The 13,798-nt window shown below is 53.8% G+C and carries 11 protein-coding genes; 5 read left to right on the top strand and 6 right to left on the bottom strand.

Features of this window, described 5'->3' with window-relative positions; translation table 11 throughout:
* Window positions 1-10 precede the first annotated feature (10 nt).
* Window positions 11-1,312, top strand: a complete 1,302-nt coding sequence (gene ftsA, locus HUU10_06920; GenBank protein ID NUQ81328.1) for a cell division protein FtsA — start codon at window positions 11-13, stop codon at window positions 1,310-1,312.
* A 14-nt stretch (window positions 1,313-1,326) separates the two neighbouring features.
* Window positions 1,327-2,646, top strand: coding sequence for a cell division protein FtsZ (gene ftsZ / locus HUU10_06925; GenBank protein ID NUQ81329.1), 1,320 nt, complete (start codon window positions 1,327-1,329; stop codon window positions 2,644-2,646).
* A 181-nt stretch (window positions 2,647-2,827) separates the two neighbouring features.
* Here ftsZ and hemH read toward each other — a convergent pair whose 3' ends face one another.
* From hemH to HUU10_06955, 6 genes are read right to left on the bottom strand one after another with little or no spacing between them, the layout of a single operon-like run.
* Complete coding sequence (hemH, locus tag HUU10_06930; GenBank protein ID NUQ81330.1) at window positions 2,828-3,862, bottom strand: ferrochelatase; 1,035 nt, start codon at window positions 3,860-3,862, stop codon at window positions 2,828-2,830.
* A gap of 42 nt (window positions 3,863-3,904) precedes the next feature.
* Window positions 3,905-4,330: a 6-carboxytetrahydropterin synthase QueD gene (queD, locus tag HUU10_06935; protein ID NUQ81331.1), complete on the bottom strand. Its 426-nt coding sequence runs from the start codon at window positions 4,328-4,330 to the stop codon at window positions 3,905-3,907.
* A 38-nt stretch (window positions 4,331-4,368) separates the two neighbouring features.
* Window positions 4,369-5,256, bottom strand: coding sequence for a sugar nucleotide-binding protein (locus HUU10_06940; GenBank protein ID NUQ81332.1), 888 nt, complete (start codon window positions 5,254-5,256; stop codon window positions 4,369-4,371).
* Between the two features lie 2 nt (window positions 5,257-5,258).
* The gene (hflX, locus tag HUU10_06945) at window positions 5,259-6,560 is read right to left on the bottom strand and encodes a GTPase HflX (protein ID NUQ81333.1); all 1,302 of its coding nucleotides are present in this window, start codon (window positions 6,558-6,560) and stop codon (window positions 5,259-5,261) included.
* A complete protein-coding gene (locus HUU10_06950; GenBank protein NUQ81334.1) occupies window positions 6,561-7,106 on the bottom strand; it encodes a hypothetical protein in 546 nt (181 codons plus the stop codon).
* A gap of 42 nt (window positions 7,107-7,148) precedes the next feature.
* A complete protein-coding gene (locus HUU10_06955; protein NUQ81335.1) occupies window positions 7,149-8,972 on the bottom strand; it encodes a BatA domain-containing protein in 1,824 nt (607 codons plus the stop codon).
* A gap of 74 nt (window positions 8,973-9,046) precedes the next feature.
* Between HUU10_06955 and HUU10_06960 the strand changes: the two genes are divergently transcribed.
* From HUU10_06960 to HUU10_06970, 3 genes are all read left to right on the top strand, one after another.
* On the top strand, window positions 9,047-11,704 hold the full coding sequence (locus HUU10_06960) for a patatin-like phospholipase family protein (GenBank protein NUQ81336.1): 2,658 nt from the start codon (window positions 9,047-9,049) through the stop codon (window positions 11,702-11,704).
* A 92-nt stretch (window positions 11,705-11,796) separates the two neighbouring features.
* Complete coding sequence (locus HUU10_06965) at window positions 11,797-12,480, top strand: CBS domain-containing protein (GenBank protein NUQ81337.1); 684 nt, start codon at window positions 11,797-11,799, stop codon at window positions 12,478-12,480.
* 9 nt (window positions 12,481-12,489) lie between these two features.
* A complete protein-coding gene (locus tag HUU10_06970; GenBank protein ID NUQ81338.1) occupies window positions 12,490-13,728 on the top strand; it encodes a hypothetical protein in 1,239 nt (412 codons plus the stop codon).
* Window positions 13,729-13,798: the final 70 nt, after the last annotated feature.

Here is a 13,798-nt window from a genome sequence, read left to right on the forward strand (position 1 = left end):
CGGAATAGCTATGAAAGAAAAAATTGTGGTTGGTCTCGATATCGGGACAACAAAAATATGCGCGATTGTCGGAAAGCTGGATGAGAACGGATCCATCAATATTCTTGGAATCGGAAAAGCGCCTTCTGAAGGATTGAACCGTGGGGTGGTTGCCAACATTGATAAAACAGTCAAATCAATTCAGGCTGCCATTTCGGATGCCCAGAACGCCAGCGGAATGGAGATCAAATCGGTCACCGTTGGGATTGCCGGGGATCATATTCAGAGTTTCCATAGTCGGGGAGTGGTTACCATTGCCAATCCCGACCATGAGGTTACCGAAAAGGATGTGAACCGCCTCCTGGCCGATACCCGTAAGATTGCATTGCCATCCGACCGGCAGATTATTCACGTGATTCCGCAGGAATTTATCATTGACGGTCAGGATGGAGTCATCGATCCGGTGGGAATGACGGGAATCCGCATGGAAGCCAACGTTCATATCATCACGGGTCTGGTCACCGCCATCCGGAACATCGAAAAATGTGTTCAGAAGGCCGGTTTACAGGTCGATGACATTGTACTGGAACCCATCGCCTCATCCATGTCGGTTTTGTCGCCCGAAGAGAAGGAAGTGGGCGTGGCCCTTCTCGATATCGGTGGAGGAACCACCGATCTGGCCATCTTCGAGGACAAGACCATCCGGAAGACATCGGTTATTGCCCTGGCTGGTCAGAAGGTGACCGATGACATCCGGCATGGCCTGGGAATTCTGCAGCATCAGGCTGAATTCCTGAAAGTGAATTATGGAATCACTCATATTTCAGAATTGGTGGCCGATGAAAAACTGCTGATTGAGGGCATTTCCGGCCGGCCGCCGAAAGAAGTGCAGCGAAGCACGCTGTGCCAGATTATTCAGCCTCGCATGGAAGAAATTCTGGAAATTGTCCGTGATGAGATTCAGGCCAGCGGATATGGCCGGAAATTATCGGCTGGTCTGGTGATAACCGGAGGCGGGGCCATGATTCTCGGTATTGCGACTCTGGCACGTGAACTGACCGGTCTGGATGTGAAAATCGGAATTCCCACCGGCCTGGATGGCGGATTGGTCCGCGAGGTGGAAAATCCCATGTATGCCACCAGTGTGGGACTGGTGATTCACGGGTTGACAGCCGGCAAAGCCTCCCAGATTATCAGCCGGAACGGTTTGAATGAAATTGAAAGCAGCCTGGAGACCGAAGAGGAAAAGCCGGAAGTTACCGATAAACAGAAGGGAACCGGCAAAGGCGCGGAAATCATCGATAAGATGAAAAACTGGTTTAAAGATTTATAAGCAGGGAGTTTACCATGATTACCGATATTATTGATATCAGCGAAAAAGGCGCCAAAATCAAAGTGGTTGGCGTTGGCGGAGGCGGTGGAAACGCGGTGAATAACATGGTGGAACGTGGGATCACCAATGTGGATTTCATTGCCTGCAACACCGACATACAAGCCTTGGGCAAATCGCTTGCCCGCTACAAAGTCCAGATCGGAAAAACCAGTACCCGCGGACTGGGTGCCGGTGGCGATCCCGAGCGCGGACGGGAAGCCTGTGAAGAAGACCGGGAAGAAATTGCTGCGCTTCTGAACGGAGCCGACATGGTCTTTATCACGGCCGGTATGGGTGGCGGAACCGGAACCGGTGCTGCACCAGTGGTGGCTCAGGTGGCCCGTTCACTCGGAGCGTTAACAGTGGGAGTCGTTACCCGTCCATTTACGTGGGAAGGTGTCCGCCGGAAGAACCAGGCCGATCGCGGCATTGAAGAATTGAGAAAATACCTCGATACCCTGGTGATTATTCCCAATGGCAGGCTCATGGCCATCGTTGAAAAAAATGTGTCCTTGCCCGAAGCCTTCAACATTGCCAATAACGTTTTGTATGATGCCGCAAAGGGTATCTCGGATCTGATCAACATCGCCGGACTGGTGAACGTCGATTTTGCCGATGTAAGATCAGTCATGAGCAACATGGGTGATGCGCTGATGGGAATCGGCCGTGCCTCGGGTGAAAACCGGGCCATTGAAGCGGCCCAGAGTGCCATTTCATCACCGTTACTCGACGGAGTGAACATTGCAGGTTCTCAGGGTGTTCTGGTCAACATTACCGGCGGAAAAAACATCTCGCTGTATGAAGTGAATGATGCCAACATGCTGATTTCGCAGGCAGCAGGGGAAGACGCCAACGTCATCTTTGGTGCGGTGATCGATGAATCGCTCGAGGATGAAATCATCGTGACGGTCATTGCTACCGGGTTTAATCACCGGAAGGAGAAATTCAATGCTTCTCCCGCGGTTCAGCATACCGTTCCTGTGGCTACCACTCAAAGTGCGCAACCCATTCAACAAACACCAGTACATCCCAAAGAGCCGGCACCGATTATTCCGATTGGGACAACCGGTGAGCTGAAGCCCAAACGGGCAGAATTGCCCGGACAGGAATCACTGCCGTTCAACGAACAGAAGCATGGTTATTCGGGAACTGAAAATCTGGTTTACCGGAACACCCCGACTTATGAACGGAAAGGGATTGATATCTCGCGGGCCAATAATCCTGAAGAGAGAAAAGAGCGGATTTCGAAGGAAGATCCTGAAAAACCAGCCTTTTTACGCAGAATCATGGATTGATTTTTAGGGAGGAGACGGCTGTCAGGACCCGGTTTTACCTGACGGGCCTCTGAGAAAACGAAAGGTCGTCTGTCCCAACCGGGACTTCTGGTAGAGGAGTTTGCATCCGGACTTAGTGCAGAAAAACAGCTTGACGGGGCTGAGACGGGATTAAAACCGGCCAGCCCCGTTTTTGTTTTTATCAGGATGGCGTGTTCACCATTCTGAACCGGTTGGCGATCCATCCGGCAAAATCATCACCATCATTCAGCGCGGGTACCAGACGAAGTGTTTCGCCGCCTTTTTCCTTCCAGGTGGCTTCCGCCCGGATTGAAAGCTCTTCCAGGGTTTCCAGACAGTCTGCCGTGAAGGCAGGGGAGAACACCACCACATGCCGGATTCCCCGGGCGGGAAGATCGGTCAGCAAATCATCCAGATAGGGACGAATCCATTCGGTACGGCCAAGGCGTGATTGGAATCCGACCGAAAACTGAGACGGTTCCAGTGACAGATCTTTTGCAAGAGCCAATGCTGTCTGAACGCAGGCGGCACGGTAACACCAGGACCGGTCGGTTGAGGTGCAGCAGGACTCGGTTTGATGACAAATGCCGGGTGACTCACTTTTTTTCAGTTGCCTGAGGGGTATTCCGTGGAAGGAAAAAATCACATGATCCCACGGTGCCGCTTCAAGAGTGACACGTCCGCGGGCGGCTACCATCCGGATATAATCAGGTGAGCTGAAAAAGGGCGGTAGCACTGTCAGAACCGGAGGGTCCCATAACCGGGCGGCCTCTTCATACACATGAGACATGGCGCTTCCCGAGGAAGCAGCGGCATACTGGGGAAACAGGGGAAGCACCACCACCTCACGGATACCCTCTCTGGAAAAGGCCTCCATCGCCAGCCGGACAGACGGATTCCCGTAACGCATGGCCAGGCGAACCTGCACAGACGGATCTGTGGAGGTTAACAGGGACTCCACTTTTCTTCTCAGATTTTCAGAAAAGACCAGTAGCGGACTTCCTTGCGGTGTCCAGATTTGCTGATAAGCATGAGCAGATCGGGCAGGACGGAAGGGGAGGATGGCCAGGTAAACAATCAGATACCGAAGCAGGGCAGGCACATCTATCACACGCGGGTCGGTAAGAAACTGCCGCAGGTACCGGCGGACAGAGACCGTATCGGGGGAATCGGGTGTACCCAGATTCAGAAGAAGAAGTCCGGTTTTTTTTATCATGACCGCAGGAACACGAAAATAGGGAGGCCCGATTCCCGAGGGTCAGAACAGGCGACGGGCAATGGCTTCCGAGCTGCGGGTCTCGCGGACGACGACTTCGATGGCTTTCAGGTTTTTATGGATGGAAAGGATATTCCTTAACACTTCACAAATGTAATGAGCGATGTTTTCGGCGGTGGTGTACCCCTTGAAAACCACGTGCTTCATGGAGGAAGATTTCAGAAAATCCCGGACCAGCTCATCCTTATCATCCACCAGAAAGGAATGATCCCATTTATCGATGATGTGTTTAACAGCCGTTTTCAGATCATCGTAATCGAGCACCATTCCCTGATCGTTTTTGGTTCCTTCAAGGATGATTTCCATTTCGTAGGAGTGACCGTGAATATTCTGACAGCCGCGGTTATGATAGGGAAGCCGGTGACCCATTTCCCAGGTGAAGGTTTTCGAAATGCGGAAGGTATCCATTCGGTATCCTGATTGGTTTGCTTAAAATTACACCCGAATCAGATGATGATCAATGGCCGGGAGCCATTAACCGCAGCGGCACCTGGAATATGAGTGATGGCCAGCGCACTTTTAAGGCGTGAACTGTCCAGAGTCAGGTTGGATTGTCTGGCCGGGATTCCGGTAAACTCACCGATGGACCCACTCCGGATCTGCTGCGCAGGAAGTCCGAGCTTTTTTGCAAGCGTGACCGCCAGTGAATACCGGTCGGTGGAATCATCCGCTCCCAGATGATAAAGACCAAAGGGAACTGCCTTGCCGGCCATGTCATTGATCAGTGAGGCAGCCACCGGGGCAGGTACCGCACTCCGGAACTCATCGGAAAAGGCGGTAATCGTTTTTCCGGCTTGAAGATCCCTCAGGAGTGAGTCGGTATATCCCCGGGTTCCGTCGGCCGATAAACCCAGTAGCAGAGAGGGCCGAACGGTCCATTGCCGATGTGAAACGGACAGACTGACCGATTCTGCATGTGCCTTGGAGTGTCCGTACACGTGAACAGGATCAGGGAAGTCCTCTTCGGTATATCCTCCCCGGTCACCCCGGAAAACCATGTCGGTACTGATGAGCAGAAACGGGCATTTCAGTTGGTTGGCCACCATTGCGAAACGGGCCGTCAGAGTCACATTCGATTGCCGGGCATGAACAGGATCCAGTTCACAGCGGGCAGCAGAGGATTCCGCTGCACAATGAATCAGCCAGTCCGGCTTTAATTCCCCAATCCGGCTGAACAGCTCCTCGGGCGTGTCCTGGTCGCTGGTGACAATGGAAGGAATACCCGCGAGAGGTTTCCTGGTCACGCGGATCACTTCCCAGCCGCGCAATCGGGCATCCTGGTAAATCCATCCGCCCAACAGACCGGTTGCTCCGGTCAGTAACAGACGTGGCATGATCAGAATACAGGAGACTGGTAAGATTGAATCATTTTCCGGACGGATTCCTCGAACCGGCGGTTGATGCGGAACCGGATGGTCACTTCCTCGCCGGCGTAGTCTGTCGATTGAACCTCGGCGATGGTATGAAGGTGTGCAATCGCCTGACCTGCCGTGACAGGAAACCGGGCTGTGAGGCTGACATAGCCTGCTTCGAGCGTCTGGAGAATCCGCTCACGAAGTTCGGGAATGTTGATTCCGCGCCAGGCACTGACAAATACCGAGTCTGGGTACTCTCTCCGCACCTGACGGAGCAGATCGGGGTCGTTCACCTGATCAATTTTGTTAAAGACCATGAGAACGGGTTTCAGATCAATTCCGATTTCGCGAAGGGTGTCCTGGACAGCGAATATGTGCTCATGAAAGTTGGGATGTGAGACATCGACCAGATGAATGAGCAGGTCGGCCTGTCTGACTTCCTCGAGGGTACTGCGGAAGGAAGCCACCAGATGATGAGGAAGTTTTCTGATGAAACCGACCGTATCGGTGATCAGCAGCCGCTTATTTCCTGCCAGAACGGTCAGTCGAGTGGTTGAATCGAGCGTGGCAAACAGCCGGTCTTCCACATGAACGGTGGCATGGGTAAGCATGTTCATCAGGGTGGATTTACCTGCGTTGGTGTAGCCGACCAGAGTCAGCTGATCAATTTCGGACCGGCCCTTCCGCTGGGTCTCCTTCTGGGTCTGAATCCGCTGAAGCTTTTCCTTCAGGGTGACCACCCGGGTGCGGATCAGACGACGGTCTGTCTCGATCTGGGTTTCTCCGGGTCCCTTCGTTCCGATCCCTCCCTTTTGTTTACTCAGGTGAGTCCACATGCGGGTCAGACGGGGAAGCAGGTACTCGAGCTGGGCCACTTCGACCTGCGTTTTTGATTCGCTGGTGCGGGCATTGGAGGCAAAAATATCGAGGATCAGGCCTGTGCGGTCAATAACCTTGCACTGCAGGTGGTTTTCAAGATTCCGGATCTGTCTGGGTGACAGTTCCTCATCGAAAATGACAATATCGGACCGGCGTTCTTCCTTCAGGGCCACCAGTTCTTCCAGTTTTCCTTTACCGATGTAAAAAGCAGAATCAGGAGTGGGCCTGGCCTGAATCACCCGGTCGGTCACCATGGCACCGGCGGTATCGGCCAGACGTTCCAATTCATCGAGGTTTTCCCGGACTTCATCGGGAGGGGTATCGGCAAGCTGGATGCCGACGAGGATGGCAGATTCTTTATCGGGTTGTGTGTTCAGATAGGCCAAATTATCACTTTCCCCGATTTATTTCTGCCGCACCGGTTCGGGTTGCCGGGCCGACTGGCTGCGAAGGCTGCGTTGTTCAATCACCTGATCGAACAATTTCATGTAACGTGCCGGCATGGTAAAACTGATCTTCTTTAATCCATCCTGTCGCTGGACCAGCAAAGTCACCCGGGTCAGAAAGCCATGGGTGTGAAAGTAGTAATCGCGGATCGCTCTGATCGGAATGTCACGCGTTGGAAACCACGGATGGGTCACAATGTGTGTGTGGGTAACCGAGAGCTGCACGCCAAACCAGCCGGCAACAAAAAACAGAAGGGCGTTCAGTCCGAAAAAGAGGGCCGGAATCAGATAGGCAGACTCGGGGATGAAAACCGATACGCCGATAAACATGAAGGCAAAAACAACCAGTGAACTGGAGAAAAAGGGCAGTCCGTAGAGCAATCCGCAACTCCAGCTGAAAACAACCGGGGCCTGACGGGACCGACGGTAGAGTAAATACAGCAGCATGCCGGATGCAAGTCCCAGCAAAACAAGGTTCAGGATGTTAATCTGAGCGGTACTCATAAACGGATGGATAGACGAATGTAAAATTTTTCTCCGGATGGGTCAACGACGACCACGGGAGAGAATCATCTCCAGGAGCAGTAACAACAGAACGGCAATAAAAATGCCTGCAGAAAGAAAACGGGGTGAAGCGGCGGTCAGCAGGGGAAACGGATCGGCGGGTTGCCAGCGGATGGCCTCTTCAGGTGAATCGGCCTGACGGATGGCCGGTGCATTGAAACCGGTAATACCGGTCAGACGATCGCCCGACCAGATGGTAAGCGTACCGGGTCTGGTGATCATGGCCGGGTGAATGTTTCCGCCGGACAGCGTGCCCGGACCCGGAATCCATTCCTGATCGAGAAACCGGAAACGGATTCCCGCCGCCGCAACGGGAACCGGAAATGGTATCCCGGTCCGGACGGGATGAGCAAAAAATCCATCCCGGGTCGAAGCGGTTGGCTGAAGGGCCGTCAATGCGTGAAGCAGGGCCGACAGGGCCCAGGCCGGGACCGGCTCAGGTCCGGTGAACGGATTCACATGAAAAATCAGTACCTGTCTGCCTGCCCGTGTGTACAGACTCATTACCGGTTCCCTGTTGGTGCCGGTGAGCAGTGGACGCAAACCCTGAACGGGTCGTATGGTGACCAGACCGTTCAGGAGCCGGTCCGGATCGGCCGGATCCTTCCGGTCAAGGTAGCTGAGAAAGGGATGATCGGTGTACCGGTCGGCCATGACCTGCATACCCGGATTCACGGTGGAAGAGAGACCAATTGATTGCAGGCTTTCGGTTATGGATCCGGGTTGCGAGAAGTCGGGTATCCAGATGGCTGCCGGATGGTCGGCCATGATTCCAGACCAGCGCGACGAAGTAATGATCAGCAGACGATCCTTTCCCAGATCGGCACTCCGTGCGGAAAGGACCAGCGGAAAACCGGCCGATAGGGAAGCTTGCTGCAACCGGCTGGTATTCAGCGCGGCCAGTTCCCGACCAGAAAGAACAACCACCTGAAGGGTTTCCGGAAGGTAAAAGCCCCCGGACCAATGGTTATCCGGTTCGAAATCGGGGTGTTTGAGCTGAACGGAAAGGGTGTGCCATCCGCGCCGGTTGACAGTAACCGGCACCGTGAGACTGGCCGTCGGGCCGGTTAAGGTAAGGGGCACCGTCCGGATAAGCAGGCCATTGACCAGCACATCGGCTTCCGCGCGGGTCTCTTCCCCGGTTGGATTCAGGATATCAATCCGGACCTGATTCGGTTGCCGGGTTTGCCACCACCCGGATGGCAGAGATACGCCGGAAATTCCCAGATTGCCAGTGATTCCGGGCGTTTCATAAAGGATCACGTCAGAACCGGAAGGTAGCCGGTCCATCAGAGAGGGCAGAACCGGCGAGCCCACTGAACTGATCAGAAGCGACGGACCGGAGGTATCAATTGCGGGAACACCCTGAAACCACCAGGGCTGCAGCAGGCGGGAAGGCTGATAGCCGTTCAGAGAATCCGTTGTGAAAAACCTTGTGGAAGGCTGCTCGCGGCTGAGCGTTTCGAGCCACTGCTGCAAACCGGTTTTCTGGGCAGGGGTTGCAGAGGAAAACCCGGGTCCCCAATCGAGAATAACCGACCGGTAAACCGGCTGCTCATCACTTCCCGATTGCAGAAAGGGTTGGGCAAAGGCGAGTGCCAGCAGCAGCAGTATCAGAATCCGCAAAGCCAGCAACAGCCACTCAGCCAGCTTCAGGGTCCGGATGGAAGAAGCCTCCAGTTGCCGGAACAGAAACAAGGAAGAGACCCTGACCACCGGCCGGCGGTTGCGGTTCCAGAGAAAAATGAGAAGGGGAATGGCAGCTGCGGCCAATCCGGCCAGAAAGATCGGATTCAGAAAATTCATAGACAGGGGTGAAAATACGCAATACGGGTCCGATCATAAATTGAAATTGCCCCCGTCTTCCCGGATATTTCGTCATGGTCAGGTCTTTTCTGCTCCTGTTATTGTTTCTTCTCCCCCACAGCATCCCCGCACAGGTAAAAACCCGGCAGGATCCGTTCTCGCCATTTACCATGCAGGTGGCCAACGGTCCGACCGTGGCGCTGGTACTTTCCGGCGGCGGGTCCCGTGGAATTTTTCAGGTGGGCGTGCTGAAAGCCATCGAGGAAGCGGGGATTCCCGTCGATATGATTGTGGGAACATCCATGGGAAGTATCGTGGGCGGCTTGTATGCCGCCGGTTATTCCATTGGTGAACTCGACAGTCTTGCAAGAAACCTGGACTGGAACCAGCTGCTTTCCCTGGAAGGGGACTATCAGCGATCGGATGTATTCCTCGACTACAAATCGCTTTACGACCGGACCCAGATCACACTGGAACTTGAAAACTGGCGTCCGCGGATTCCAACCGCCGTTATTTCCGGTCAGAAACTGACCACCCGGCTCAATGATCTGACGCTGGCTGGACCTTATTACCCGGCCTCCACTTTCCGGAAGCTTCGTGTTCCGTTCTACTCGGTTTCCACCAATCTGAAAAACGGGAAAAAGTATATCTTCAGCGAGGGAAATCTGGTTGAAGCCATGCGGTCGAGCATGGCCTTTCCGCTGCTTTTTCTTGCGTACGAACTCGACGGCAATCAGCTGATCGACGGGGGCGTGCTGAGCAATATTCCGGTGGATGTGGCACGGGAAGCCGGGGCAGACATTGTCATTACGGCCAACACCACGGGCAGCCTCAACACCGAGGAAGTAAAAGCACCCTGGCAAACGGTCGATCGGGTTACCTCCATTATGATGAAACTGTCGAACCAGATTCAGCTCAGCCGGTCCGATGTGGTGATCAGTATGAGTCTGGATGAGGTTGAAGGATTCGACTTCACCAGGGTCGATACGGTGATTCAGGACGGATACCTGCAGGCAGCGAAGGTGACCGGGTTGATCGATACACTCATACGGGCCCGAACGCTCCGGGCCGGACCTCCGGTGGATCGGATTGTGGTCCCTCCGGTTCTTCAGAACCTGGTTTCCGATTCCCTGCCCGAAGCAGGGACCCCGCTGCAGTCGGTTATCAGAAAGCTTTCTACCTCTGGCTGGGTTCACCGGTATGAGGTGAACGGATCCGATTCGGGCACAGTGGTTACGCTCGTTCCATTTCCGGTGATTCAGGCATTCAGTTTTCACGGTGTTAACCTTCTGCCGGACCGGTGGTTTCAGAACCGGTTCGATGCGCTGACCAATCAGCCCGTCAATTACTTTGAACTGCTTTCAACCCTGAGGTCGGTGGTCAGCACTTACAAAAAGAGCGGATTCTACCTTGCCCGGATCGATTCGTTCCGGTATGAACCCGAAACCGGCCGCCTTCACACCTATATCAACGAAGGCGTTATTTCTGACGTGGCCGTGACGGGAAACAAAGTCACCCGCAAATCCTACATCACCCGCGAAGCCAGTCTCGATCGCCGTGCCCTGTTTCACCGGGAAGAAATCAAATCCTCACTCGACAATCTGACCGCCACCGATCTGTTTTATCAGGCCAGCCTGCTGACCGATCAGACCACCCGCGGAAATCGCATTACCTTCAGGGTGCATGAAAAGCCCTCCCTGTTTCTTCGCGCCGGAATCAGTGCAACCGAAACCTACAATACCCAGTATTTCCTGAATCTGCGCAATGAAAACATGCTGGGCGAAGGTTCCAAACTCGGCATGACTCTGGCTGGCGGTGACCGGAATGGTCAGATTTCAGGACAGTGGAGAACCGACCGGCTTCTGGACAGCTACTTTTCCTCAGAAGTCACCATCTGGGCCGATATCCTGAATGTAACGGTTAACAGTTACCGGTTTTCGGTCCCGGGTTCCGGGAATCGTTCCGGATTCAGTGAGCGGGGAGAGTTTCAGCGTGAGTCGGCCGGACTGAGAACCATGATCGGCCGGCAGTTTGCCAAATTCGGGGAGATCCGGCTCGATCTTCACCGAAAATATTCAGCCATCAGCCTTCTTCGTGGTCTCTCAAATGATGCCACCTTTTCCAACGCAGGAAACCATTTGAACATTCTGCGCCTTCAGACCGTATTTGATAACCGCGACTCACCCGTCATATCGACCGGCGGGCAGTTTCTGGATTTCTATTATGAGACATCGAATGCCGAGTTTGGCAGCGATGTTTCATACTCGAAAATGGCGGCAAGACTCGAAACCACCTTTCCGTTTCTTCCCCGGGTGACGCTGACTCCCCGGATGGAACTTGGCAGTGCCGATATCGGGTTGCCTGTACAGGAGTTTTTCTACGCAGGAGGAGGACGTTCCTTTTACGGGTTCCGGGATTTTGATCTGTATGGCAGACAACTCATGATGAGTCATCTGGAAATGCGATGGTACACACCCACCACGTTTATCTTCGATGTCATTCTGCATGCCCGGTATGATCTTGGGAACGCCTGGCAGCGGATCGAAGCCATTAAGGTTTCCCAGATGAACCATGGCGTGGGTGGCGGAATTACGCTGAGCACCCCGCTGGGACCCATCAGTCTGTCGGCTGGCCGGGCCTTTAAACTGTACAAGGAACCCAATGCCGGAATCGGTTGGGGTCCGCTGTTTTTTTATTTCAGTCTGGGAAATCCCACCCTTTCGCTGTTCTGATAACTTGATGCCCGGCAAATGAATGTGTCGGGTTTATTTCGTAACTTTCCACCGGATTGGTTCCATTTTTCCGGCAATCAGATAACCCAACTATGAAAATCGATTTAATTCTCAACGTCAGTCTGCCCAGTGTGGCGCTTCACAGCGACCCCGATCGGGCATTGACTCTGATGAAGGAGAATCATGTCAGAAGTCTGCCGGTTATTGCTCAGGACCGGTATGAGGGGATGGTGTCGGATGAACGCATTCTCGAGCATCTGAAAGGAAAGGGCGGAAAGTCACGTCCCGATTCTCTGGCCTCCCTCATTGACCGGGGCTCGGTGCATCTGACGTTGGATGCCCACGTGGGCGAGGCCATCCGGATGTTTTCTGAAACCAGTCATGATGTGCTGCCGGTTCTGGGATCGAATCAGGCACTGGTGGGATGTGTGCTCGAAAAAGAACTGATGGACTTTGCAGGAGAGCTGCTGTCGGTCTACGAAAAGGGCAGCACGCTGGAAGTCCGGTTTAACGGTCACGATTTCTCTCTGACCGAGGTTGTCAGGCTGATTGAGGAAAACCAGGCCAGGATCATGTCGCTGAACAGCCTTCCCGGCGCACCGGGCGCAGACCGGCATCATATCGAAATCAAAGTCAACGTTCTCGATGGTTCCCGTGTCCGTGCTGCACTCAGCCGTGCCGGTTATTCGGTCCGTCTGCTTGGTGAAGAAGAAGATCTGGAGGATCGGGATTTCCGGGACCGGATTGAAGAACTCATGAAATTTATAGAACCCTGAACTGAACACTTGATACGTCATTCCATTTTCCCCAGTCTGAAAACCAGCCTTGTCATCGCGCTGCTTGTGCTGTTTCCCGTCGCCGGTTTTTCCGATGGCGTGCGTTGGATTCCCCCCGACCGGGCTGAACTGGATACCATCCTGAACCTGATGTACAACATGGAAGTTGTGGCGGCCGAGAAACGGCTGGCCGACTGGAAAAGCAAGTATCCACACCGTCCCGAGGGCTATTTCCTCGATGGAATGATTCTCTGGATTCAGGTCTTTGTCGACATCAGAAATCCGTTTCTCGACAATGAATTCCAGAAGAAGATGGATGAGGTGATCGATAAATGCGACCAGATTGAAAAGAACGCAGACAGCCTGTCCATGGTGGCCCGGTATTATAAAAGCGGGGCCATCGGTTTCAAAGCACAGTTGTATGGTCTGCGGGATGACTGGTTCATGGCCGCCCGTTACGGCATTTCGGCTCTGGATGGAATCACAGAATCACTTGAAGGAAAATTCGCGAATATTGATGCACGGTACGGGGCCGGATTGTATTATTACTACGCCGAGTTTCTGCCCGACCGGTATCCCATCATCAAACCCCTGCTGTGGTTTTATCCATCAGGAGATAAAAAGCGCGGACTCGAGTTGCTGCAGTCGGTCGCTGACAGCGGCATGTTTGCCAACGTGGAAGCCCAGTACAGCCTGGGCATGATCAGTTACTTCTACGAAAAGAACTATGCTAAGGCGATCAAGGTCTTTGCCAACCTGAATAACCGGTTCCCCAAAAACTCGCGGTATCTCTTCTACCGCGGACAGCTTGCCTATCAGATGGGCGACTACCAGCAGGCCGATTCCTGCATGGCCGTGATGGAAGGACGTATTCTGGCCAACCGTCCGTTTTACTACACCCATCAGCTTCGGTACATCTATTACATCCGCGGCATGATTGCCGAGTATTCAAACCGGCCGACCATGGCATACAGTTTTTATCAGGAAGCACTGGCTCCCGTCGATGCCGGTATTCACAAGGAAACCGAGCATTATTACGTCTACTGCCTGCTTCGAAGCGCCAACATGCTCATCAAGATGGGCTACCCGGAAGAAGCGAAACCCCGCTTTTACGAGGTGCTGCGGACCCCCGAATACTCCAACAGTCATCGTCGTGCACGTGAAGGCCTTGCAGAACTCGGCGTCCCCGAAGATACCATCCGGGTCCGGACTGCTCAGACTCCTCCGGCATCCTCCTCTTCCAACTAGAACAGTCAGACCTGGCACGGACCTCGGACCGGTGCCCGGTGAACTGATCCCGGCAGCCACTATCCTGCTG

The organism is Bacteroidota bacterium, from assembly GCA_013360915.1.
Classification (GTDB): Bacteria; Bacteroidota; JABWAT01; order JABWAT01; family JABWAT01; genus JABWAT01.

Coding starts and splice junctions, on each gene's coding strand:
- ftsA (NUQ81328.1), top strand. CDS start 11: ATGAAAGAAAAAATTGTGGTTGGTCTCGATATCGGGACAACAAAAATA.
- ftsZ (NUQ81329.1), top strand. CDS start 1,327: ATGATTACCGATATTATTGATATCAGCGAAAAAGGCGCCAAAATCAAA.
- hemH (NUQ81330.1), bottom strand. CDS start 3,862: ATGATAAAAAAAACCGGACTTCTTCTTCTGAATCTGGGTACACCCGAT.
- queD (NUQ81331.1), bottom strand. CDS start 4,330: ATGGATACCTTCCGCATTTCGAAAACCTTCACCTGGGAAATGGGTCAC.
- HUU10_06940 (NUQ81332.1), bottom strand. CDS start 5,256: ATGCCACGTCTGTTACTGACCGGAGCAACCGGTCTGTTGGGCGGATGG.
- HUU10_06950 (NUQ81334.1), bottom strand. CDS start 7,106: ATGAGTACCGCTCAGATTAACATCCTGAACCTTGTTTTGCTGGGACTT.
- HUU10_06955 (NUQ81335.1), bottom strand. CDS start 8,972: ATGAATTTTCTGAATCCGATCTTTCTGGCCGGATTGGCCGCAGCTGCC.
- HUU10_06960 (NUQ81336.1), top strand. CDS start 9,047: ATGGTCAGGTCTTTTCTGCTCCTGTTATTGTTTCTTCTCCCCCACAGC.
- HUU10_06965 (NUQ81337.1), top strand. CDS start 11,797: ATGAAAATCGATTTAATTCTCAACGTCAGTCTGCCCAGTGTGGCGCTT.